Genomic DNA, 22,394 nt, shown 5'->3' with positions numbered 1-22,394 from the left:
GAGAGGTCTAGGAGGTGAGGAAGTCGTGGGCGGAGTCGTCAGCCATGGCTTTGGCCGCCACCGTGATGTCCTCGACCGAGTAGGTGTGATCGTCGATCTTGATTCGACTGCCGGAGACCAACCGCCGAGTCAGATCGCGCAGCCCGCGGCGTTCCACAGCGGCGATGAGCACCCCGTCGTCGAGGCGACGACGCACCGCCGCCCAGAAGGAGATGGGCTGGTCGGGAAAACGAAGCACGAGCTCCCTTGCCGTCTTGTCGACCAGCCACGGGAACAGGGAACGCACCGCGGCCTCTCGCTCGGCCGGGTTCATGCGCCAGCTGAAGATCCCCATCCGTCCGGTGCGTCGGAGGGGCGCGTAGAGGCGGGTGAAGTCGTTGCCCGTCAGGATGATCGGCACCCGACGGGTCCCTTGGCCCTCCACTCGGGTCGGATAGTCCGCAAGATGCATGAGTTCGGTGATCAGGTTCTGGGTGTTGACGGTGTACTGGGTCAGCTCGCCCCAACTACCGATCGCCGCGTCCGCGTCGTTGAGCAGCACCACCGCGGGGGTGCCGGCATCCAGGTGGACTCCCGCGTCCCGGTAGACAGCACGGATCCGTGCCGCCGGCGCGCCCGCGTTCGGGCTCTCCAACTCGCCTCCGGAGAGCAACAGCGGGACGACCCCCGCCTCCTCAAGGATCCGCTCGACCTGATAGGTCTTCCCCTCGCCAGGAGGTCCCTGAATTCCCAGGAGCAACGGAAACCCCGGCGCCACATCTGGCTGGAAATTTCCCACGAGATGGAGGGAGACCACTTCACGGAATCGCTCAGCAATCGCGTTAGTCGGCATCCGAACTCCTTCGGCGCCGCTCCTTCTCGCGGAGCACATCGGTATACAGAGCCAGGATCCCCGTCCGGAGATCCTGGACGGTGACGCCGGGAGGGGCCGGGACTGGCGGAAGCAGATCGTCCTCGGCGGATTTGGGGTGGGCGTGGTGCACCGTGGCGTCGTCGGCCATGGGGAGCCCCAACTCACGGCGGCGAGCGGTCACGCTGGCCGTCAGCTCGTCCAGCACCTGACCGACCGACGCCGCGGGCTGACTGGGGTCTCCGGCGGGGCTGACGGTCAGGCGGTCGTCCTGCCAGGAGAGACTGCGGTCCAATTTGACGACCGTGTCCAGTTCCCTTGCCGCGAGGCGCCGTGCCTGGGCATCGCTGCTCTCCGGGTCGGAATCCCTGACCTGCGTCGCGATGAGCGAGACGAGCTCGTCACGATCCCGTGCGTCGCGTCTGTCGGTCAGGAGCCCCGTGATGTAGTCGCCGAGCACGTTGGTGATCACGCTGAGCACAATGGTTTCGATCACATGTGACCCCCGTGTCGAGCGTGCGGAGTCGGCGCGAGGAAGAGCGGGAGAAAGGACCGGGTCGGTCCGGGCAAAGAAGCACCAATTCCGCAGACAGGTCGTCAATGTTGGCATCGGCGGAGTCTTCTGGAAAGAGCCCTCTTGGCGCGGCATGCCCTTTTCGGACGCCTGTGGCACGGCCCTGAACGCTCTTGAACGCTACCTGCCCTCGGGCGGCGGGGAGTTGGCCGTCGTGGTGAGGCTCCACAAGGTGGCGACCAGGGGGCGGCGGAGGTTGGCGCGGCGGACGCACAGGCCGATGGTGAGGGCCGCCGGGGGTGGGGCGACGGGGACGGTGGTCAGCGTTTCGCGCGCGGCGCTGGTGTCCAGGACGAGCTTGGGCACGACTCCCGTTCCATAGCCGAGGGCGACCAGGGTCAGCAGCGCCTCGTGGCCCTCCGGCTCGGCCACCACCTCGGGGGCGCGGTGCCGCGCGCGGAACCAGCGTTCGGCCGCCTCACGGACCAGGCCCCGGTGGGGCAGTACGAAGGGGCCGTCCAGTACGTGCTCCGCCCGGTTCCGCGAGGTCACCAACACCAGCTCGGTGGTTGCCACCGTTCTGCTCAGCAGGGACTCGGGGAGCCGAGCCGGGACGCCGGCCACCGCCACGTCCACTTCGCCCTCGTCCAGTCTGGCGAGCGCGGCGGCCGCGTCGCCGGTGCGCAGATCGATCCGGACCTGCGGATGCGCGGCGCGGAACGGGGCCAGCAGGGCGGGCAACAGCACCTGACAGGCGGTCACGGTCGCGAACACCGCGAGTTGGCCCACCAGTCCCGAGGGCTTGTCGTGGCCCTGCCGGTACTCCTGCCAACGGTCAAGCGCCTCAAGGGCGTAGGCGCGGAACCGGTGGCCCTCCACCGTCAGGGTGACCCCGTGCGGAGTCCGGTCGAACAGCGGCCGGCCCAGCTCCGCCTCCAGACGCTGCACCGATCTGGTCAGGGTGGCCGGGCTGACATGGCACTCCAGGCTGGTGCGGCCGAAGTTCAACGTCCGCGTCAAATGGAGGAACAACCGTACGTCCCGCTGGTCGCCGAACACGCCTCACCTCAGCCTTTCACCGATCGCAACGCCCCGCTGCGGATCCTGCGCTTGCCCGGTCTCCCGGCATGGAAATAGAAGTTCAGTCATGACATCCACACCCACCAACACCTTCACCTCCGCAATCTTCTCCCCCGAGACGATGGACGTTCCCGGCGGCAGGGAGACGATCCTGCGAGGCGGCCGACATCTCTTCCCCCTGTTGCCGAGGGCGCTGGCGGGCATCGAGCGGATCGGCGTCATCGGCTGGGGGCCCCAGGGGCGCGCCCAGGCGCGCAACCTGCGCGATTCCCTGGCGGGCACGGACATCGGAGTCACGGTGGGGCTCCGGCCGAACTCCGCGTCGGCGGCCGACGCGCGCGCCCACGGCTTCACCGAGGAGAACGGAACGCTTGGTGACTGGATCGACGTCGCCGGCGGCAGCGATCTGCTGGTCCTGCTCATCGCGGACGCCGCACTGGCCAACCACCACCAGAAGCTCTTCGACGCCCTCAAGCCCGGTGCCACGATCGGGCTCTCGCACGGCTTCCTGCTCGGCCATCTCCGGTCCGTCGCAGGCGACTTCCCGGCGGGACACGGGGTGATCGCCGTCTGCCCGAAGGGCATGGGAGACTCGGTGCGCCGGCTGTACGAGCAGGGGGCCGAGATCAACGGCGCCGGGATCAACAGCAGCTTCGCGGTGCACGCCGACCCCGACGGCAAGGCCGTGGACCGCGCGCTCGGCTGGTCGGTGGCGCTGGGATCGCCGTACACCTTCCGCACCACGCTGGAGAGCGAGTACCGGTCCGATATCGTCGGTGAACGCGCCATCCTCCTGGGCGCCGTCCATGGCCTGGTCGAGGCGCTGTACCGGCACCACCGGCTCGCCGGCGACGATCCGATCACTGCCTACGAGCGTTCCTGCGAGAACGTCACCGGCCCCATCGCGCACGCCATCTCCCGCGAGGGGCTCCGCGCCGTACGCCAGCGACTGGCCCCGGCCGACCGGGAGATCTTCGACCGGGCCTATGGCGCTGCCTACCGGCCGGCGCGCGATCTCGTGGCCGAGATCTACGACGAGGTCGCCGACGGCACCGAGCTGCGCGGTGTCGTCCTCGCCGAACAGCGGCTGGTGACCCGGCCCATGGCCGGGATCAGCGGGTCCCCGATGTGGCGGCAGGCCGAGGCCGTGCGCGCCCGGCGGGGTGAACGGGAGCTGTCCGTCGACCCGTTCACGGCCGGCCTCTTCGTCGCCACCATGGTCGGCCAGATCGACGAGTTCGCCGAGCGCGGCCACCCCTGGTCGGAGATCGTCAACGAGTCGGTCATCGAGGCCGTGGACTCGCTGCTGCCGTATATGCACGCCCGCGATGTCGCGCACATGGTGGACAACTGCTCCCAGACCGCCCGGCTCGGCTCCCGGCGCTGGGGGCCGCGCTTCCAGTCGGCCTATGAGCAGATCGCGTTCCCCGCCGCCGAGCGGGCCGCCGACCCCGCGCTCATCGACGCCTTCACCGAGCATCCGGTGCATGAAGCGCTCGCCTCGGCGGCCCGGCTGCGCCCCTCGGTGGATGTCTTCGTCGGCTGACGGGACCGCCGCGGCAGCTCCGCTCAAGGAGGGGGCACTTCCGGACACCGGGCGGCGCGGGACGGCTCAGGTGTGGTCGAACTCGTCGGGATCGTCGGGGTCTTCCTCGTAGTGGATCCGGCCGTCCTCGTCCATCACGGGGTGGAGGGGGTTGGGGTCCTGACGGTTGACGTCGGAGGGGCGGGGGCCTTCGGGGCCTTCGGGCCCCCAGCGCACCAGGCGGCGGGTGCGGCCGATGCGGAAGAGGGTGCCCAGGACCTCCAGTTCGTCGACCCGCCCGGCGCGCAGCCGGTCGGCGGCGTCGGCGAACGCGGTCAACTCCCCCGCCGCGTCGGCGTCCCTGGCGGCCTGGGTACGGGCGTCGACATCCCAGTCGGACCCCATGGGGATGAGTCCGCGCGTGCGCGGCTCCCAGTACCGCAGGGAGAAGTCCAGCGATTTGCGGGCCTCCTGCGGGGTGGAGTGCAGGCCACCGCTCGATGACCACGCGGAGCCGGTCCGCTCCACGACCTTGAACGTCGCGGGCAGCAACACGATGTCGGGGTGGGTGGTCAGGGCGCGGCGCGAATCCCGCAGCACCTCGTCGGGGAACCGGGAGCCGGCGTAGACCATGCCGCGCAGCGTCAGCCGTTCCATGGCCTGGGTGGGGGTGACCGGCGCGTCCGGGTCCAGGACCAGCCCGTCATCGATCTTCGCGTCCAGCGTGCCCCGGCTCCAGTCGGGGGTGACGGGCTCCGGATCGGTCGGCCGGGGCCCTTCGAAGCCGTCGGGCCCCATGCCGGCGTACTCGTCGGCGCGGACGATCCGGTAGCGGGTGTCGAGAACGGTGAGATCGTCGACCCGTTCGGTCTCCAGCCGGGCGACCGCCGCCAGCAGGGCGCGACGCTCGGCCCGGTTCTTGGCCTCGTCCTTCGCGCGGAACCACAGCAGGGAGTTCAGGCCGTCGCGCGCCAACTGTGGGCAGTTGTTCGACACCGAGACCAGCACCCGCCACCGCGCCCCGTCCTCCGGGCCCTGCACGGCGGCGCCGAACAGCGGGCCACGCACCGCCACGTCGGCCGCGTCCAGCGCGGCGTCCACCGCGTCGGCTTCCATGGCGGCCTCCACCGGCTCCACCGGAACCCGCACCACCACCGGCCGCACCTCGTCCGGTCCCGTCTCGTCAAGGTCCATGGGCCCATTCTGCCGAGAGCGGCGGGCCCCGTATGCGTATTCCGTCGAATCCATCCGCTTTGGTGCGGCCCGCCGGAGTCAGGCCGTCGAAGGACCGTCAGCCCAGCGGGGGTGTGTCCTCGGGGACGGCTATCCCGAACCGTTCGGCCAGCATCTGACGCACCTCCGCGTCATCGGCCAACTGCCGCTTGGTGACGGTTCCGTCGGCCCGGGTCTCGACCAGTTCCCGGCCGTCCAGGGCGAGGTGGTGATCGGCCAGGGTCCGCTGTGCGAAGAGGCGTTGGGCGAACGGGGAGCGCGGATGGGTGGCCACATACCAGTTCTGGGTCACCATGTGCACCGGTTCGAAGGGCTCCAGGGTGAATCCGACCTGGGGCTGCCAGGAGCCGTCGACCCATGCCTCAAGGACCCACAGGGGCAACGGGCCGGGATGGGGGGCGTGGACGAGACGGTGCCGCCGCGCATCGGTCCTGAACTCCGCACCGGTGACCAACGGCACCGGCTCCAGCAGTCCTCCGGCCGCCCCGAAGCCGACATCAGCGAGCTGGGGCTGTGGGTCCCCGGGGACCGAGACCAGCAGCAGCTGGTGCGAACGCGGCCGGCCGGTCAGCCGCTCGGCGCCCAGCGCCACCCACCCGGTCAGCGCGGTCACCCCGAAGCCCAGCGCCTCCAACGCGGCGGCCAGCAGGGTGTTGTGTTCGAAGCAGTAGCCGCCGCGCCGCTCGTGCACCAACTTGGCCAGCAGATCGTCGACTTCGAGCGACGGCGCGGTGCCGCGCAGGGCGTCCAGGTTCTCGAAGGGGAGGGAGAGGAGATGGGCGCGGTGCACGCCGCGCAGGGTCGCCAGATCGGCGGCCGGTTCCTCCCGCCAGCCGATGCGGCGCAGATAGGCTTCGAGTTCGAACTGCTTTTCGTAGGACATGGGGTGACGGTAGTCAGCCGGCCGGTGCGCCGTCCCCGGCCCAGGGGCCGAACCGGCCTCGGCGGTTGGCCCTCGTCCGCTGGGACCAGACCTCAGCCCTTCGCCTCCTCGCCGGCCGGAGGAACGGCCGGAGGAACGGCCGCCGGGGCTGGCCGCGCGGGCGGCGCCGGCTCCGCGAGGGTCCGGAACAGCAGCCAGGCCACGGCCGGCAGGGCGATCAGCGGCGCGAGGGCGGTCCCCAGGGAGGTGGCGTCGGCCAGGCGTCCGATCAACGGACTGAACAGGCCGCCGACGCTGATCGTCAGCCCCAGGGTGATGCCGCTGGCGGTGCCGACGCGGTTGGGCAGATAGTCCTGACCGAGGGTCACCTGAAGGGAGAAGGGGATATAGAGCCCGGCGGAGGTCAGCGCCACAAACAGGTAGATGCCCGGTCCTGGCACAAGGACCAGCCCCGCCACCGCGAGGACGGTCAGAAGATACGAGCGGCGCACCACGGTGACCCGGTCCCGGCGATCCGCCAACCGACCGCCGAGGACGGTGCCGACCGCGCCGCCGAGATAGAGCACGACCAGCGCGGCCGTCCCGGCGGCCATGCCACCGCCGGTGCGTTCGCGAACATGGAACGAGACAAAGGTGCTCAGGCCGACAAAGACGATCGACCGGCAGACCACGGCCAGGGCCAGCCTGACGAAGGACGGCCAGTCGTCGCGCCGGGCGGGTGGGGGCGCCGGGGCGCCCGTGGTGACGGCCGCGCGTCGCATCCCCCGCAGCACGGGAAGGCACAGCAGGCTGCCGACCAGGGCGGGCAGGACGAGCAGCGGGGAGAACCGCAGACCGCCGACGCCCACCACGACGGCGACCAGGATCGGGGCGAAGGCGAAACCGAGGTTGCCGCCCAGGGAGAACCAGCCCATGGCGGTGTTGCTGCCCCCGCTCGCGACACGCGCCACCCGGGCCGACTCCGGATGGTAGGCGGCGACGCCGATCCCGCCGACGGCGACGAAGACGAGCGTCAGGGCATAGGAGCCGCCGAGGCCGCTCAGCGCGATGCCGAGACCGCCGACGATCGTGCTCACCGGGAGCAGCCAGGGCATCGCCCGCCGGTCGGTCAGCAGCCCGAACAGGGGTTGTGCCACCGAGGACAGCAGCGAAGCGGCGAGCACCAGACCCGAGGCGGCGGCATAGGTGTACGCGCGTTCGGCCACGAAGTACGGGACCAGGGCGGCCACCGCGCCCTGGTAGACGTCGACACAGGCATGCCCGAGGGACAGCAGCCTGATCGCCCGGTTTCCTGTCCCTCGCCGTGCCCGCTTCCGCACGCGCTTCTCTGCTCGGTTGTCCGCCACCCGACCATCGTCATCCTGGACCCGGCGGCGCGCTTCCGATAAAAAGACAGGCAATGTCGACTACTAGCCAACCCTGCCACACCCACCACATCCGCCATGAGTCCGTCGCTCCGACGCGCGTCCGGTGGCTGGCGCCGGGAGCGGAGATCGACGCCCACCGCCACGACGGCCACCAGATCGTCTATGCCGCGCGCGGCGTGCTGGCCATCACCACGGACGTGGGGACCTGGATCGCCCCCGCGACCCGGGCGATCTGGGTGCCGGCGGGCACGGTGCACGCGCACCACGCCCACGGGGCGATCGACCTCCATCTCGTCGGTCTGCCGGCGACGGTCAACCCGCTGCGGCTGGACGCGCCGACCGTGCTGACGGTGGAGCCGCTGCTGCGGGAGCTGATCCTCGCCTACACCCGTGATCCGGACGACGACAGCGCCGAACGTCACCGGCTGCGGGCCGTTCTGCTGGACCGGCTCGCGGCGTCCCCCCAGCAGGCACTGCATCTGCCGACCCCCACCGACAGCCGCCTCAGGGCGGTCTGTGACGCCCTGCGGGCGAACCCCGCCGAGCAGCGGACCCTGGCGGCGCTCGGCAAGGAGGCCGGCGTCAGCGCCCGCACGCTCTCCCGTCTCTTCACCTCCGACCTCGGCATGACGTTCCCCCAGTGGCGCACCCAACTACGGCTCTACCAGGCGCTGGTGCTGCTGGCTGAGGACCTGCCGGTGACCACGGTGGCGCACCGCTGCGGCTGGTCGTCGGCCAGCGCCTTTATCGACGTCTTCCGGCAGTCCTACGGCCACACCCCGGGCCGACACCGGTCCCCCCGCTGAGACCGGGCGTGCCGGCCGGTTCCTACCATGCGGTCCATGGCCGACCACATCGCTCCGACCGCGCCCGACGATCCCACCGACCTCGGGCCCTATCGGCTGGTGGGGGTCCTGGGGGCCGGCGGGATGGGAAAGGTGTATCTCGCGCGGCGCCGTGCGGCGGCGCGTCCGCGTCCGGTGGCGGTCAAGGTGCTGCTGCCCGAGGTGGCACACGACGAGGATCTGGTGCGCCGGTTCGCGCGCGAGGCGGTCGCGGCCTCGGCGGTGCGCGGGCCCCGGGTCGCGCGGGTCGTCGGCCATGGCACGGACGGGCAGCCGTGGATCGCGACCGAGTATCTGGCCGGCCCCTCGCTCGCGGAGCAACTGCGGGCGCACGGGCCGCTGTCCACGCCCGCCCTGCGGCAGCTCGCCGCCGAACTCGCGGCGGGCCTCGACGAGGTGCACCGCGCGAGCCTGGTGCATCGGGACCTCAAGCCCGCCAACATCGTGGTGACCGCGACCGGACCCCGGCTGATCGACTTCGGTATCGCCCGGCCCGAGTACGGGATGACCCTGACCACCGGCGGCGTTCCGGCCACCCCGGGATACGGGGCACCCGAGCAGCTGACGGGACGTCGGGTCGGGCCGGCGGCCGATCTGTTCGCGTTGGGCGCGGTGCTGGTGGTCGCCGGCAGCGGGCGTCCCGCGTTCCCCGCCGGGGAGGCGCACTGGACGAACTACCAGGTGGTCCATGGCGAACCGGAGTTGGCCGGGGTCCCGGCCGAGCTGCGTGCGGTCGTCGCCGCGTGCCTGGCCAAGGACCCGGCCGACCGACCGACGCCGGGTGAACTGCGGGGCCTTGCCGACGGGTTGGACGTTCCCCCGTTCTGGTCCCGGGATCCGGCGGCCGGGGAGATAGCCGCCAGGACCCGGGCGGCGCGGGCCGCGATCCGTGGCGGCGGCGGGCCGAGCAGGCGCCGCGCCCTGGCGGTGGCGGGCGCCGGACTGCTGGCGGCCGGCGGCGGCGCCTGGTGGTGGCGCGGCGGGGGCGACGACGGCCAGGACGGCGCCGGCCGGGCGTCGGACGCGGCCCCGTTGACGGGCTACCAGCCGGGGTTGGCGCCCGAGCCCTACTGGACCAGGGAGGAACTGGCGGAGGACGGGCCCGCCCCGCTGCCCGCCGGGGATCTCGTCCTGGCCGCCGCCGCCGGCGGCGGGGGCCTGACGGCGTTCGGGGTGGCGGACGGCGCGACCGTGTGGTCGGCGGAGTCCGCCAGGGCCGAGGCGGGGATGGCGGCCGGCGGCACCGACCTCGCCGAGCTGGTGCTCGTCGCCACCGCGAACGACGAGGTGCGGGCGCTGCGTTCGGCCGACGGCGGGAGCCACTGGACGCGTTCCCTCGCGGTGGACGCGATCCTCGCCGCCGACCGGGACACCGGGCTGGTCCTCACCGCCGACGGCACGGTGACCGCGCTGGATCTGGGGACCGGCGAGGAACGGTGGCGGGTGGCGACCGGTCCGGCCGGCGGGCGCCCGGGGGCGACGATCCACGACGGCACGGTGCTCCTGGGCACCCGGGAACGGCTGGCCGCCTTCGCCCTGGCCGACGGCGCCGCCCGCTGGAGCCGGGACGGACGCTTCCCCGATACGGCCGGCCCGCCGGCGGTGCTCGACGGGCGGGTGGTGGTCGGCGGGGAGAGCCTGCTGGCGCTGGATGTCGCGGCGGGTGGTGAGGAGTGGTCCCTTCCCGGGCAGGGTGGGGAGTGGCGGCAGCCGGTCGCGGGGCCCGAAGGGGTGTGTGCCGTCCACGGCACCGATCTGGTCCTGGTCGCGGTGGCCGACGGCCGGCAGCTGTGGTCGGCGCGGGTGGATGTGGAGGACGAGCTGCCCCCCGAGCCGCCGGTGTGGGAGGGCTCAAGTGTCTGGACGACGCTGGGTGGTTCGGGAGCGAGGGGCGTTTCGACCTGGCTGGCGGACAACGGCACCTCGCTGTGGGCCGTCTCCGACGGACGACGCGGCCAGTGGCGGCTGGCGGCCTCGGGCTATCGTGTTTTCCTGTTGCACGCGGGGCGGTTGACGGCCATGCCGGTGCCCTGAGCTTGGGAAACGGGGGCCTCCCCGATGAGGAGCGGAACGGCGAAGGGGGGCGGCCATGACGGAGGACGGCGACGGCGGCCGGGTCGGTGACGGGATCGGCGTCCCGGCGGGCTACCGACTGTCGGCGGACGGTCCCGAGGGGGCGCCGGCCGGCATGCGGCGCCACTGGGCGCGGCAGTTGACGACCGGGGCGACGGTGGGCCTGACGGCGGTGACCCCGGGAACGACGGTGCTGGAGGCCCATCGGCAGTGGGTTCGGCACGAGGCGCGGGTGGCCAGGGCGATCGGCCCGGCGGCGCGGCGCGCTCTGGTCGCGGACGATCCCGACGCCCCGTTGCCCTGGCTGGTGACGGCCCCGGCGACGGGCCCCTCGTTGGCGGAGGCGGTCGAGGGCCGCGGGCCGCTGCCGGCGGCCGGGGTGCGGGACCTCGCGGTGGCGCTCGCGCGGGTCTTGCGGCCGCTCCACGACCGGGGGTTGGGGCACGGGGCGCTGTCGACGGCCACGGTGGAGCTGACGGACGAGGGCCCGCTCCCGCACACGGGCTGCGGTCTGCTGCGCCCCGCCGGTGATCCGCCGACGCCCGACGAGGACGTCAGGGATCTCGCGGCCCTGTTGCTGACGGCGGCCGGCGGCGCGGACGCGCTTCCCCCGGATGTCGCGGCGTTTCTGGCGGGCTGTGCCGATGAGGCGGGCGGCGCGCCGCCCGGGATCGACGAGCTGACGGGCCGGCTCGTGGCGGCGCTGCCCGGGGAGTTCGTCTGGCCGGAGACGGCCGGCGCGGCCGGCACGGCCGGTGGACCGCCGGACCCGGGGGCGGACGATCCCGACGATCCCGACGCCGCCACCAGCTATCGGCTGGCCGCCCCGCAGCCCCGTCCGGCGATACCGGAGGGGCCGCCGGGCCCCGACCAACGGACCACCCAGAGCCCCACGTTCGCCCCCGCCCCCGCCCCCACCCCAGCCCCAGAACCCGATGCCACGCCGCCCGACCCCACCCCCGACCCCGACCCCGCCCGGGGCGGGGCGCCGTCCCGTCGCCGGTTGCTCGGGGTCGCCGCGGCGGCCGGCCTGGTGGGCGCGTTGACGGGCGCCGCCGGCGTGGCGGGCTGGGTGGTCGGACGCGGCGGCGGGAACCGGGCGTTGCTCTCGCCCTATCCCGAGCCACGTCCCGTTCCCCCCGGCATCGCGCCGACACCGATCTGGCGCTACGACTCGCCGGGCGACTCCCCGGTGATCCCCAGGATCCCGGAGGGCGGCACGGTGCTGGTGTCGCACACCAACCGGATGACGGGGCTCGACCTCGGCACCGGCGAGGAGTTGTGGACGCGCGGCGATATCGGGGTGGCGCCCAGCCTGCTGCAGGATGTGGCGCCCTTTCCGCTGGAGGGCTCCCGGATGGCGTTTCTGCACCTGGGCGAGCTGGTGGTGATCGACGCCGAGACCGGGGCCCAGGTGTGGACCGACACCCGCTATCTGCCGGAGGATCCCGACTACCGGGGGCATCGGATCGACCATGTCTACCAGGACGTCGAGGACCGGACGGCGCTTCTGCTGTGGACCCGGGTGGAGGGGGACGACGGCGACACCGGCAACGGCGTCGCGCTGTACGACGCGGTCGCGCGGGAGGAGCGCTGGCATGTGCCGGTGCCGATGGACGGGTCGGACGCGGTGTTCTTCGCCCACGGCGACTCGGTCCACACCATCAGCGGCGTCGACGGCGGGTTCCGGCAGTCGTCCTACCGGTCGCGGGACGGGCAGGAGGAGTGGACGCGGGTGCTCGACGAGACGCTGACATTCGGCTGGTTGAGCGTGCTGGGCGCCGAGGGGCTGCTGGTCAGCGGCACCGAGGGCGATCTCCAGGTCCATGACGCGGTCACGCTGGACCCGCTGTGGGAACGTTCCGTCGGCACCTCGGAGTCGCGGTTCGGCAACCCCGTGGTGGAGACGTTGCGTTGGGAGGGGGAGGACCGTCGGGTGCTGTTCCTCAACGACCGGGACACGCAGGTGGTCGCGCTGGACCTCGCCACCGGGGAGGAGCTGTGGCGCGGTGTGCTGCGGGACGAGAGCGTCTACGACGGCATCGTCCATCCACGGGTCGCGCTCAGCCCCTCCGGGTCGACCCTGCTGGTCGGCGGGCTTGAGGTGATGGCGCTCGACGCCAGGACCGGCATGCTCAAGTGGGCGTTCCGGCACGCGGAACGCGCCGAGCTGGCCACCTACGACGTGTTCGCCGGTCGGGACACGATGTTGGTCTGGGACGGCACCACGGCCTTCGGTCTCCCGGTGGAGTGAGCGGCATGCGACGATCCCCAGCACCCGAGCCCGTCGCCGGCGGCCCGCGCCCGCTGACCTCGAAGGACCCGGCTCTGATCGGTGCCTGGACGCCGCTGGCCCGGCTGGGCGCCGGCGGCGCCGGGGTCGTCTATCTGGCCAGGGACGAAAGGCGGCGGCTGGCGGCGTTGAAGGTTCCGCACCGGGACGACACGGAGTCGCCGCACCGGTTCGCCTCCGAGGTGGGGACGCTGGAGCTGCTGGCCGCCGCCGGCGCGCCGCTCCACGGGGTGCCGGCACGGCTCGACGCGGCGGTCGACGGGCCCACCCCGCACCTCGCCACCACCTATCTGCCCGGGCCCACGCTGCGGCACTGCGTGGAGAGCGCGGGCCCGCTGCCGGAGGCCGCCGTGCGACGCTGCGCGGTGTCGCTGGTCGACACCGTCCTGGGGCTGCACGCGGCGGGAGTCGTCCACCGGGACATCAAGCCGTCCAATGTGCTACTCACCGCCGAGGGGCCCTGGCTGGTCGACTTCGGGATCGCGCGCCCCAGCGGCACGGCGCCCACCACGGCGCCCCCGGGGCCCGTCGGATCCCCCGGCTACACCCCGCCGGAGCGCGCCGAGGTGGCGACCGACGAGGCGGAGGACGTCTTCGGCTGCGCCGCCACGCTGGCGTTCGCGGCGACCGGACGGGATCCGTTCGGCAACGGCACCCGTGACGAACTGGCGTATCGCGTACGGCATATGGCGCCCGATCTGGCGGCGGCGCCGGCCGCGTTGCGCGCCGTGCTGGCGGCCGGGCTCGCGCCGGAGCCGGCGGCGCGTCCCTCCCTGGCCGAGCTGGGGTCGCTGCTGGGCGAGGCGGGCCCGCCGGGCGAGGTGCTGCCGGCGGAGCTGCGGCAGCGGCTGCGGGCGCTCGCCGACACCGACTGGACGCGGCTGCCGCCCTGGCGCGAGGCGCCGGCCGGCCCCCGGCGGCGCGCGCTGCTGCGCGGGGTGGCGGGCGCGGCCGCGCTGGGCGGTGTGGCCGTGGCCGGGTTCGCCGGGCATGCGCTGGGGCGGCGGGCGAGGTCGGCGGCCGCTCCCCCGCCGTCGTTCGTCCCGGCGGCGGCGTCCGATAGGAGCGCCAGGGAACGGTGGGCCAGGCCGGCGACGATGCCGGTCCTCGGCCGGGCGGTGCTGGCCGACGGCGTGATCTTCGTCCCGGGCCTGCTCAGCAGCGCCTTCGACGGGCGCGACGGTCAACTCCTGTGGTCGCGCCGGGGGTTGACGGGCCATGCGCCGACGTCCGTCGACGGTGGGCGGCTGTTGGCGCACTACCAGATCGTGGGCGGCGGCCCGCAGCAGCTGGGGCTCACCGAGACGCGGACCGGCCGGAGTTGGGCCTCCCGGCCGTTGGGGGTCGCGCTGCGCACGATGACCGAGACCCCGGTGGTGGCGAGCAGCGGCACGGTGGTGTTTGTGACCGGCCTCGATCCGGGGACGGGTCCGGACGACGAGGCGACCGCCCGCCGTCCGCTGGTGGCCTACGACACGGCGCGCGACGAGGTGCTCTGGAGCAGCACCTTCCCCGCCGTCCCGGGGAACGAGGTGGCCGGCGCGTTCGCGGACGGGGTGGTCCTGGTGCTGGCGGCGGACTCCGTGCACGGCTTCGACGCCGACACCGGCGCGGAGTTGTGGGCGCGGGAGCTGGGCGCGGAGCTGGTGGACGACTACTGGACCGGGATGCCGGCGCGGCGCGTGGCGGCCGACGGCGCCGGCCGGGCGGCGGTCACCGGCCGGGGGATTCTGCTGCTGAACGTCGCCGACGGCACGACGATCTGGTCCGTCGAGCCCGACTCCGACCCGGACTTCGCCGAGTCCAGCGAGCAGAACGACCTCGACGGGCTGGCCGTGTACGGTGCGGCGGCGTTCGCCGGCGATTCGCTGTTCCTCGCCGAGGCGCGCTGGGGGGTGCGCGCGGTCGCGACGGCGGAACGCGCGACGCTCTGGGAGTGGGACGCCGAGGATGCCTTTGTCGCCCCGCCGGCCGGCTGCCTGACCGCCGGCGGGCTGGTGTTCCCGCCGGCCGGCTGGCTCGACAAGGCGGTGACGGCGTTGGACGCGGCCACCGGTGAGGTCGCCTGGCAGCTGCGGGACGGCGAGGCCACCGGCAGCGACCCCCAACTCCTCGCCGACGACACGGGGGTGTACCTGCTGCGCAACGACCGCCTGCGCGCGCTTTCGCTGTGAGCGCCGAGACCCCGGTGGCGGCCGGTCAGGCCGACGCGTGGGCGAGGAGCAGTTCCGCGAAGGCGTCGGGGGCCTGGAGATGTGCGGCGTCGTGCCGTACCGAGTCGGACTCCAACGCCCGGGCGATACCGCGCGGTTCGACGGTGACCCGCAGCTCGTGGAGGACGTCGGGCCCGCCGGGGCTCGGCGGCCCCGGGCGGCTGTGTCGACATCGGAGTATGCACGGCTGCGTCCCTGGCGGGGACACCAGGCAGCCGCGGTTCCGATGGCTTTGACCGGTTGCTTCTGTGCCGTTACGCCCACCACCGTGCATATCGGCCCACATCGCCGGACGTTCAGGGTGCCTTGGGGCCCCGATAGGGCAGCGGTTCGCTGTAGACGACATGGGTGGTGGTGCTGCCGAAGTGGGCCAGGACGTCCACGACCTGTTCCAGATGCGGCATCGAGGTCGCGGCCACCTTCAGGAGATAGCAGTCGTCGCCGGTGGTCCGCAGGCACTCCAGGATCTCGCCGCGCTCCGCCAGCAGGCGGTGCAGCGGTTCGTGCCGGCTGCCGGGGTACTTCAGCCGGATCACCGCGAGGATCGGGCGGCCGACGCCGGCCAGGTCCACCCGGGCGTGGTAGCCGGTGATCACGCCGATCGCCTCCAGCCGCCGGACGCGTTCGGTGGTGGCGGAGGCGCTGAGGCTCACCCGCCGGCCCAGTTCGGTCAACGGCAGCCGGCCGTCGTCCTGGAGCTCGGCGAGTATCGCCCAGTCCGTGGCGTCAAGATTCTCGGAATGCTCGGTCATCCGTTGAAAGTACCGGCAGATGCACGGCGTTCGGGCGTGAACGCCGGGAGAGCCGCCTTCACCTCCGGCCGTCCGCCGGCCAGGATTGAGCCGGGCGTTCGCGCCCCTTCCCCTTGCCTCTCTCTCCCCGGAGCGTTCACCGATGATCGACGCGTATGAGACGGCCTTTCTCCGCCGGGCCGTGGAGCTGGCCGCCGAGGCCAGGGCCGGCGGCAACCCGCCGTTCGGCTCGCTGCTGGTGGGCCCGGAGGGCACGGTGTTGGCCGAGGAACGGAACACCACCGTCACCGAACGGGACATCAGCCTCCATCCCGAGCTGAAGCTGGCCGTCTTCGCCGCCCGCGAACTGGACCCGACGACGGCGGCGGCCACCACGATGTACACCAGCTGCGAGCCGTGCCAGATGTGCACCGGCGCGATCCAGCGCTCGGGCCTCGGCCGGATCGTCTACGCCCTCTCGGGCGAACAGCTGGAGTCCATCAAGCCCCCGTCCACCCCCCGGGCGCCGGCGACGGAGGGACCGCATCTGCTGGACGAGGCCAGGGTGCCCGTCGACGGCTACTACGGCTGAGGGCCTATATCCGTCGCCGGAACGGGAGTTCGTCCCGGTGTGTGGACGCCCGGAGTGTTCCGGAACGGGCGGTTGTACCCTCGGGGAGTTGGAGCCGCACCCGGACGCACGCTCGGGCAGAGGTGTGCACGGCCCGAGGAGACCGAGACATGATGGATCTGGATCCCTGGCACGGTCACTACGCTCTGCGCGCCGCCGGCATGGTCGCCTCGGAGGTGCGGGCGCTGTTCGCCGTCGCGTCCCGGCCCGAGGTGGTGTCACTGGCCGGCGGCATGCCCAATGTCGACGCGCTCCCGCTGGACACGCTCGGGGCCCTGATGGCCGAGCTGACCAGGGAGCGCGGCACGGTGGCGCTGCAGTACGGCTCGGCGCAGGGCGATCCCGGGATACGGGAGTCCATCTGCGAGGTGATGTCCCTGGAGGGCATCGACGCGCATCCGGACGATGTGCTGGTGACGGTCGGATCGCAGCAGGCGCTGGATCTGGTCGCCCGGGTGTTCCTCGATCCCGGTGACACGGTGGTCGCCGAAGCCCCCACCTATGTCACGGCGTTGGGGGTGTTCGCCGCGTACCAGGCGCGGGTGGCGCATGTGGAGCTGGACGACGAGGGCGTCGACCCGCGGGCGTTGGCGGAGACGTTCACCAGGCTGGCCGCCGAGCGGCGCCCGGCCAAGCTGTTCTACACCGTGCCGACCTTCCAGAACCCGGCGGGCGTCACGCTCTCCGCCGAGCGGCGCGCGGCCGTCATCGAGGTCTGCCGGCGGGCGGGGGTGCTGGTGGTGGAGGACAACCCGTACGGGCTGCTCCACTACGACCGTGGGGAGCCGATGCGGGCCCTGCGGGCGGACGATCCCGCCGGGGTGATCTATCTGGGCTCGTTCTCCAAGATCCTGGCCCCCGGCCTTCGGGGGGGCTGGGCGCTGGCCCCCGGGCCGGTGCGGGACAAGCTGGTGCTGGCCGCCGAGTCGGCGATGCTCTCGCACTCCGTCTTCGCGCAACTCGTCGTCGACCGCTATCTCCGCACCCAGCCCTGGGCCGAACAGCTCAAGGAGTTCCGGGAGATGTACCGGGCCCGCCGGGACGCGATGCTGCGGGCGCTGGCGGCGCATATGCCGCCGGGGGTGCGGTGGACCTCGCCGGGCGGCGGGTTCTTCGTCTGGGCCTCGCTGCCCGAGGGCCTGGACAGCAAGACCATGCTGCCCAGGGCCGTCGGCGCGCGGGTGGCCTACGTTCCGGGCACCGGGTTCTACGCCAACGGTGCGGGCCGTTCCCATATGCGGCTGTCGTTCTGCTATCCGCCGGTGGAGCGCGTCGAGGAGGGCGTGCAGCGCCTGGCGGCGGTGATCGCCGAGGAGTTGGCGCTGCGGGACACCCTGGGACTGGCCCCGTCGCCCCGTGACGACGGATGATGGCGCGTCCACCGATGGAGGGAGCGGGAACGGTGAGCGATCTGGAGCGAGTGGTCGTCCTCTCCGGCGGCCTGAGCAACGAACGCGAGGTCTCGTTGCGGTCGGGGGCCCGGGTGAGCGAGGCCCTGCGGCGGGTCGGGGTCGACGTCACGGTGCGCGATGTCGACGACGCGCTGATCGAGGAGTTGGGCGCCTTCCCTCCCGAGGTGGTCTTTCCGCTGTTGCACGGGGTCGCCGGGGAGGACGGCACCATCAAGGAGGTGCTGGAACTCGTCGGGACGCCCTATGTGGGCGCGGCGCCCGGGGCCTGCCGGACCGCGTTCGACAAGTCGGTGGCCAAGGAGATCGTCGCCCGTCGGGGGATCAGCACCCCGGCGTCCGTCACCTTGCCCAAGGCGGCGTTCCACGATCTGGGCGCCAGGGCCCTGATGGCGCGGATCGTCGAGCGTCTTGGGCTGCCCCTGTTCGTCAAGCCGAGGGTCGGGGGTTCCGCGTTCGGCGTCACGTTTGTCGAGCGGGCCGAGGGCCTGCCCGAGGCGCTGATGACCTGCTTCGGGCACCATGACGAGGCGCTGGTCGAACAGGCCGTGGCCGGCACGGAGATCGCCGTCGCCGTCGCCGACCTCGGCGAAGGACCCCGGGCGCTGCCGGCGGTCGAGATCGCGGCCACCGGCCTCTACGACTACGCGGCCCGTTACACCGCCGGCGCCGTCCGCTTCCACGCCCCCGCCCGCATCGAGCCGGCCGTGGCGGCCGAGGCCGCCCGGGTCGCCGTGCTCGCGCACCGGGCGCTGGGCCTGCGGCATCTCTCCCGCACGGACGCCATCGTCACGGCGAGCGGCGGGATCCAGGTGCTGGAGACCAATGTCGCCCCGGGGTTGACGGACACCAGCACCTACCCCATCGCGGTCGAGGCCGCCGGGCTGGACTTCGGGCTCTTCTGCCGTGATCTGGCCGCCCACGCGGCCCGGTCGCGACGACCCGACGGACGGGAACGGTGACCGGCGGGGGCAACGTTCAGCGGGACACGGAGAAGGTGCTGCAACCGGACTGGGTGGAGAGCACCCTTCCGTCCATGGCGTCCGGATCGGACGCCCGGACGTCCCCGGAGAGATCGACCATCAGATAGCTGCCCGGCCGATCGATCCAGTGGTCGCCCTCCAGCTCCACATGTGACCCGTCCTGGAAGCCGCTCATGGCGAACGAACCGCGTTGGGCGTTGGAGTCGCTGGAGAGCGGGAAGAAGGTGAAGGTCGCCGCGAGGCGGCCGTCGTCGCCGTCCGGGGCGATCGTCAGGGTGAGGCCCGTCTCGCCCTGGGTGCAGAAGTAGCTGCCGCGCCACTCCCCCACGACGGAGGCGCTCCCGCTCTCCTCGGTCTCCGTCTCCTCCAGGGTCTCCTCCTGGGTCTCCTCCTGCGTAGGTACCAGCTCGATCGGCTCGTTCTCGGCGGACCGGGACGCCTTCGGCTGCTCGGTGGAAAGCGCCTCGTCGTCCGAACCCCCGTCCCCACTCCCCAGGTTGACCAGCAGCAGCACCGTCGAGGCCAGCAGCACCACGCCGAGCACAAGCGCCACCAGCACCCCGCCGCGCCCCTGCCGCGGGGGTGGCGTCACCCCGGTCGAGGGAAGGTGCATCGAGGGCACCGCGCCATAGGGCTGGACCGGCTGGGCCCAGGGCGCCGGGGCGGGCGTCGCGGCATAGGGCGGCGAGACGACCGGCAGGCCGGCGGCCGTCGGGGCCGCCGCCTGCTCGCGCGCCTCCTCGGCCCCTTCGAGAGCGAGCAGTTCCTCCGCCCGGCGGGCGATGGACCGGGCGATCGGCGCGGGCAGCCAGTCCGCGTCCGCCCCGGCGCCCGCGGCCGCCGCACGGGCGCGCAGTTCGGCCAGCGAGGGGCGGCCGCCCGGCTCCTTGGCCAGGCAGCCGGCCAGCACCCCGGCGAGCTCCCCGGGCACGCCACCCAGATCCGGGGCATCGTGCACCAGTCGGTACAGCAGCTCGGGCGCCGACCCCTCACCGAACGGGGAACGCCCGGTGGCCGCGAAGGCGAGCACCGCACCGAGCGAGAAACAGTCGCTGGCCGCGCTCAGTCGCGTCCCCCGCGCCTGCTCGGGCGACATGAAACCGGGGGATCCCACCACGGTGCCCGTCCTGGTGAGCCCGGTCTCGTCGGCGGCCCGGGCGATGCCGAAGTCGATCACGCGCGGCCGGTCCAGGGAGAGCAGCACGTTCGACGGCTTCAGATCCCGGTGCACCAGCCCCGCCGCGTGCACCGAGTCCAGTGCCTCCGCCAGCCCGGCCAACAGCCGCCACAGGGCGGGCAACGGGAGCGGACCGTGTTCGTGCACCGCCTCGGCGAGCGAGGGACCGGGCACATAGGCGGACGCCGACCACGGCACCTCGGCATACACATCGGCCGCCAGCACCGGCACGGTGCCCGCACCCGAAACGCTCCGGGACGCCGCCACCTCGCGCGCGAACCGCTCCCGGAAGCCCGGCACGCCCAGCATCTCGGCGTTCACCAGCTTCACGGCCACCGTCCGACTCCCGGGCGACCGCCCCAGATAGACCCGGCCCATGCCCCCGGCCCCCAGCCGGAACAGGAGACGATACGGCCCCACCTGTCGCGGATCGGCCCCCGTCAGCGGCTGCACGCTCAAAGCCAACTCCCACCGGAGAACAGACTGTTGTCAAGCAATCATGGGAGGCAAGCATAGAGCGGACCCGACGCACCGGCCCGCCCGCCGACCAGCGGAACCAGGAAGTTCGGAAAGCGTGGATAGATTTCGCCGCCGGCCCACGTCTGAGTCATGACCGCACAACGCGAAGCCCTTGGAGGGTTCATGACCGGACATGCCACGCTCAGGCGCGCCCTGCTCACCGGCGCCGCTGCCGCCGCCGCGATGGTGGTGCTGCTGCCGCAGGGCGCCCAGGCCGGCGGGATGGACCTGATCGAGGTCGAGCCCTACGAGCGGGTGGAGATCAACGACGCCTATGTGATGGGCCTGCTGCCCGAGGGCGACCAGAACTACGTGGTGTCGTCGCCCGAGTGGTTCGACGAGGACATCGAGGCGGCCAAGGGCTACCCGGGCAGCAGCATCCTGCCCAACAGCATCGGCGTCGGCGTCCACGGCGAGGACGGCGAGATCGTCCTGGTGGAGGGCGTCTGGCGGCTCGACGAGGGCGTGCCGTTCATAGCCGTCGTCCCCGAGGGCCAGGACTGGGGCTACGGCGCGCAGCCGGTGGCGTTGGAGGACGAGGACGGCTGGGGCACCTTCTACTTCGACCCGTCCGCCTGGGACATCGAGGGCGTCAGCGCCTACACGATCACCGCGACCGACACCGACGGCAGGGTCTTCGACGAGGTCGAGGTCTCCCTCGACTTCTGACGCGACCGCCGACACACCCGATGACTCCCGCACCCGAAGCCCGGGACGCCGACTTCAGGGCCTTCGCGCTCGCCCGGTGGCCCCGGCTGCTGCGCACCGCGTACCTGCTGACCGGCCACCACCACGACGCCGAGGACCTGGCCCAGGTGGCTTTGGTCAAGGCGTACGCGCGGTGGGACCGCGTCATGCGGGCGACCGATCCGGACGCCTATGTGTGGCGGATCATGATCAACGCCCATCGTGACCGGATCCGTGGGACACGGGTGCTCGAATGGCTGACGACCCGGTTCCCCGAACGCGCCGGCGGGGACCGGGTCGACCAGTTCCTCGTCAGGGACGTTTTGGCGGCCGCGCTGCAACGGCTGCCGCCCCGGCAGCGGGCGGCCGTCGTGCTGCGCCATGTCGAGGACCGCACCGAGACCGAGGTCGCCGCGCTGCTCGGCACCCGGGTGGGCACGGTGCGCAGCCGGACCTCGCGCGGCCTGGAGAAACTGCGCGCCGATCCGACGGTCCAGGATCTGCGCGCGCCCACGAGAGGACCTGAACCCACCCATCAACAGGAGGTGACCAACCATGCCGCATCGGGGGAACGAACCGGAGTTCGTTGACCAACTGCGCTGGGCCGGCGAGGACTTGGTGGCCGGACCGGCGCCGGTCGACGAGATGATCCAGCAGGGGCGGGCACTGCGGGCCCGCCGCCGCAGGGTGGCGGTGGCCGGCGCCGCGTCGGCCGCCGTGTTGGCGGCTGGGCTGGCCGCCGGCCTGGCCTGGCCACGCACCGACCCGGGCGCCGACCCCGTGCCGCCCGCCGCCCAGTCGTCCACGCCGCCCCTCCCGGGACCCGACGACCGCGACCCGGTGCTGGAGGTGCGGCCCTACGAGCGGGTGGTGATCAACGAGGCCCAGGTGCTGGGGCTGCTGCCGGAGGGCGAGCAGAACTATGTGCTGTCCTCTCCCGCGCACTTCGACGAGAACATGGAACAGGCCAGGGGCTATCCGGGCGCGAACATCAGGCCGGGCAGCGTCAGCGTCGGCTTCCAGGCCGAGGACGACGACGTCTGGATGATCGACGGCGCCTGGCGGCTGGCCGAGACGCCGGCCCGGATCGTGGTCGTGCCCGACGGCGGGGACGAGTCCTATCCGGCGACCCTGGTACGGCTGGCCGGGGAGACCGACTGGGGTGTCTTCTACCTCGACACCGGCCACCACCCGGACTTCCCCACCGACTTCCGAGTGATCGCCTACGCCACCGGCGGCGAGATCCTGGCCGAGGCGGCGGTGAGCAGCTTCTACTAGGTCGCGCCTTCCGGACCGTCGCGGGCCCGTTGTCTCCCCCGGATCTTCGGGGGCCCGGGGGAGCCTCGCCCGTGACCGCCCCGTGGGGTCCCACCGGACCGCG

Annotated in this window: 19 protein-coding genes; 11 read left to right on the top strand and 8 right to left on the bottom strand. The window is 72.9% G+C overall.

Translation table 11 applies throughout. The annotated features are described in order from the left end of the window. Positions 1–7: 7 nt before the first annotated feature. From AOM46_RS17765 to ilvY, 3 genes are all read right to left on the bottom strand, one after another. A complete protein-coding gene (locus AOM46_RS17765; protein ID WP_158920467.1) occupies positions 8–832 on the bottom strand; it encodes an AAA family ATPase in 825 nt (274 codons plus the stop codon). Continuing rightward, entirely contained in the window at positions 822–1,346 is a 525-nt protein-coding gene (locus tag AOM46_RS17760; RefSeq protein WP_158920465.1) for a hypothetical protein, read from the bottom strand. Before AOM46_RS17760 ends, AOM46_RS17765 begins: the two co-directional genes overlap by 11 nt. 198 nt (positions 1,347–1,544) lie before the next feature. Beyond that, positions 1,545–2,423 (bottom strand): HTH-type transcriptional activator IlvY, encoded by an 879-nt coding sequence (gene ilvY / locus AOM46_RS17755; protein ID WP_062212954.1) that lies wholly within the window; start codon positions 2,421–2,423, stop codon positions 1,545–1,547. A gap of 88 nt (positions 2,424–2,511) precedes the next feature. Between ilvY and AOM46_RS17750 the strand changes: the two genes are divergently transcribed. Next, positions 2,512–3,990 carry a ketol-acid reductoisomerase gene (locus AOM46_RS17750; protein WP_062212951.1) on the top strand — a complete coding sequence of 493 codons (1,479 nt, stop codon included), beginning with the start codon at positions 2,512–2,514 and terminating at the stop codon, positions 3,988–3,990. A gap of 66 nt (positions 3,991–4,056) precedes the next feature. Here the strand turns inward: AOM46_RS17750 and AOM46_RS17745 are convergent, their stop codons facing one another. The 3 genes from AOM46_RS17745 to AOM46_RS17735 all read right to left on the bottom strand — a co-directional run bounded on the left by AOM46_RS17745 (position 4,057) and on the right by AOM46_RS17735 (position 7,431). After that, positions 4,057–5,163, bottom strand: coding sequence for a DUF5954 family protein (locus tag AOM46_RS17745; protein ID WP_067226323.1), 1,107 nt, complete (start codon positions 5,161–5,163; stop codon positions 4,057–4,059). A gap of 97 nt (positions 5,164–5,260) precedes the next feature. After that, positions 5,261–6,085 carry an arylamine N-acetyltransferase gene (locus AOM46_RS17740; RefSeq protein ID WP_062212948.1) on the bottom strand — a complete coding sequence of 275 codons (825 nt, stop codon included), beginning with the start codon at positions 6,083–6,085 and terminating at the stop codon, positions 5,261–5,263. A gap of 92 nt (positions 6,086–6,177) precedes the next feature. Further along, positions 6,178–7,431 (bottom strand): MFS transporter, encoded by a 1,254-nt coding sequence (locus tag AOM46_RS17735; protein ID WP_370592734.1) that lies wholly within the window; start codon positions 7,429–7,431, stop codon positions 6,178–6,180. 53 nt (positions 7,432–7,484) lie between these two features. Between AOM46_RS17735 and AOM46_RS17730 the strand changes: the two genes are divergently transcribed. The 4 genes from AOM46_RS17730 to AOM46_RS17715 are packed head-to-tail and all read left to right on the top strand — an operon-like array spanning position 7,485 to position 14,837. Beyond that, positions 7,485–8,258 (top strand): helix-turn-helix transcriptional regulator, encoded by a 774-nt coding sequence (locus AOM46_RS17730; protein ID WP_062212946.1) that lies wholly within the window; start codon positions 7,485–7,487, stop codon positions 8,256–8,258. Between the two features lie 36 nt (positions 8,259–8,294). Next, positions 8,295–10,331 (top strand): protein kinase, encoded by a 2,037-nt coding sequence (locus tag AOM46_RS17725; RefSeq protein WP_067226370.1) that lies wholly within the window; start codon positions 8,295–8,297, stop codon positions 10,329–10,331. 55 nt (positions 10,332–10,386) lie between these two features. Further along, on the top strand, positions 10,387–12,624 hold the full coding sequence (locus tag AOM46_RS17720) for a PQQ-binding-like beta-propeller repeat protein (protein WP_062212940.1): 2,238 nt from the start codon (positions 10,387–10,389) through the stop codon (positions 12,622–12,624). Positions 12,625–12,629: 5 nt separating this feature from the next. Next, positions 12,630–14,837, top strand: a complete 2,208-nt coding sequence (locus tag AOM46_RS17715) for a PQQ-binding-like beta-propeller repeat protein (RefSeq protein WP_062212937.1) — start codon at positions 12,630–12,632, stop codon at positions 14,835–14,837. A 335-nt stretch (positions 14,838–15,172) separates the two neighbouring features. On the opposite strand, the gene AOM46_RS17710 is transcribed toward AOM46_RS17715, so the two are convergent. Further along, positions 15,173–15,628 (bottom strand): Lrp/AsnC family transcriptional regulator, encoded by a 456-nt coding sequence (locus AOM46_RS17710; RefSeq protein WP_062212934.1) that lies wholly within the window; start codon positions 15,626–15,628, stop codon positions 15,173–15,175. Positions 15,629–15,770: 142 nt separating this feature from the next. Between AOM46_RS17710 and AOM46_RS17705 the strand changes: the two genes are divergently transcribed. The 3 genes from AOM46_RS17705 to AOM46_RS17695 all read left to right on the top strand — a co-directional run bounded on the left by AOM46_RS17705 (position 15,771) and on the right by AOM46_RS17695 (position 18,609). Next, entirely contained in the window at positions 15,771–16,199 is a 429-nt protein-coding gene (locus tag AOM46_RS17705; protein ID WP_062212931.1) for a nucleoside deaminase, read from the top strand. Between the two features lie 149 nt (positions 16,200–16,348). Next, a complete protein-coding gene (locus tag AOM46_RS17700; protein WP_062212928.1) occupies positions 16,349–17,608 on the top strand; it encodes a PLP-dependent aminotransferase family protein in 1,260 nt (419 codons plus the stop codon). 32 nt (positions 17,609–17,640) lie between these two features. After that, positions 17,641–18,609 (top strand): D-alanine--D-alanine ligase, encoded by a 969-nt coding sequence (locus AOM46_RS17695; RefSeq protein ID WP_062212925.1) that lies wholly within the window; start codon positions 17,641–17,643, stop codon positions 18,607–18,609. A 16-nt stretch (positions 18,610–18,625) separates the two neighbouring features. Here the strand turns inward: AOM46_RS17695 and AOM46_RS17690 are convergent, their stop codons facing one another. After that, the gene (locus tag AOM46_RS17690) at positions 18,626–20,227 is read right to left on the bottom strand and encodes a serine/threonine-protein kinase (RefSeq protein ID WP_267887811.1); all 1,602 of its coding nucleotides are present in this window, start codon (positions 20,225–20,227) and stop codon (positions 18,626–18,628) included. Between the two features lie 222 nt (positions 20,228–20,449). Between AOM46_RS17690 and AOM46_RS17685 the strand changes: the two genes are divergently transcribed. Genes AOM46_RS17685 through AOM46_RS17675 form a run of 3 tightly spaced genes read left to right on the top strand, consistent with a single transcriptional unit; the run spans position 20,450 to position 22,291 of the window. Then, positions 20,450–20,995, top strand: coding sequence for a hypothetical protein (locus AOM46_RS17685; protein ID WP_062212919.1), 546 nt, complete (start codon positions 20,450–20,452; stop codon positions 20,993–20,995). Between the two features lie 20 nt (positions 20,996–21,015). Continuing rightward, complete coding sequence (locus AOM46_RS17680) at positions 21,016–21,603, top strand: SigE family RNA polymerase sigma factor (protein ID WP_062212916.1); 588 nt, start codon at positions 21,016–21,018, stop codon at positions 21,601–21,603. Beyond that, complete coding sequence (locus tag AOM46_RS17675; protein ID WP_062212913.1) at positions 21,569–22,291, top strand: hypothetical protein; 723 nt, start codon at positions 21,569–21,571, stop codon at positions 22,289–22,291. The genes AOM46_RS17680 and AOM46_RS17675 overlap by 35 nt, the downstream gene beginning before the upstream one ends. Positions 22,292–22,394: the final 103 nt, after the last annotated feature.

Origin of the sequence: Streptomyces sp. NBRC 109706 (genome assembly GCF_000974485.1) — a bacterium.
In the GTDB taxonomy this organism is placed as follows: domain Bacteria; phylum Actinomycetota; class Actinomycetes; order Streptomycetales; family Streptomycetaceae; genus Streptomyces.
Note: the sequence above shows the minus strand (reverse complement) of the source record. Positions and strands in the feature narration are given on the sequence as shown.

Coding starts and splice junctions, on each gene's coding strand:
- AOM46_RS17680 (WP_062212916.1), top strand. CDS start 21,016: ATGACTCCCGCACCCGAAGCCCGGGACGCCGACTTCAGGGCCTTCGCG.
- AOM46_RS17750 (WP_062212951.1), top strand. CDS start 2,512: ATGACATCCACACCCACCAACACCTTCACCTCCGCAATCTTCTCCCCC.
- AOM46_RS17730 (WP_062212946.1), top strand. CDS start 7,485: ATGTCGACTACTAGCCAACCCTGCCACACCCACCACATCCGCCATGAG.
- AOM46_RS17700 (WP_062212928.1), top strand. CDS start 16,349: ATGATGGATCTGGATCCCTGGCACGGTCACTACGCTCTGCGCGCCGCC.
- AOM46_RS17765 (WP_158920467.1), bottom strand. CDS start 832: ATGCCGACTAACGCGATTGCTGAGCGATTCCGTGAAGTGGTCTCCCTC.
- AOM46_RS17725 (WP_067226370.1), top strand. CDS start 8,295: ATGGCCGACCACATCGCTCCGACCGCGCCCGACGATCCCACCGACCTC.
- AOM46_RS17705 (WP_062212931.1), top strand. CDS start 15,771: ATGATCGACGCGTATGAGACGGCCTTTCTCCGCCGGGCCGTGGAGCTG.
- AOM46_RS17740 (WP_062212948.1), bottom strand. CDS start 6,085: ATGTCCTACGAAAAGCAGTTCGAACTCGAAGCCTATCTGCGCCGCATC.
- AOM46_RS17675 (WP_062212913.1), top strand. CDS start 21,569: ATGCCGCATCGGGGGAACGAACCGGAGTTCGTTGACCAACTGCGCTGG.
- AOM46_RS17715 (WP_062212937.1), top strand. CDS start 12,630: ATGCGACGATCCCCAGCACCCGAGCCCGTCGCCGGCGGCCCGCGCCCG.
- AOM46_RS17710 (WP_062212934.1), bottom strand. CDS start 15,628: ATGACCGAGCATTCCGAGAATCTTGACGCCACGGACTGGGCGATACTC.
- AOM46_RS17685 (WP_062212919.1), top strand. CDS start 20,450: ATGACCGGACATGCCACGCTCAGGCGCGCCCTGCTCACCGGCGCCGCT.
- AOM46_RS17720 (WP_062212940.1), top strand. CDS start 10,387: ATGACGGAGGACGGCGACGGCGGCCGGGTCGGTGACGGGATCGGCGTC.
- AOM46_RS17745 (WP_067226323.1), bottom strand. CDS start 5,163: ATGGACCTTGACGAGACGGGACCGGACGAGGTGCGGCCGGTGGTGGTG.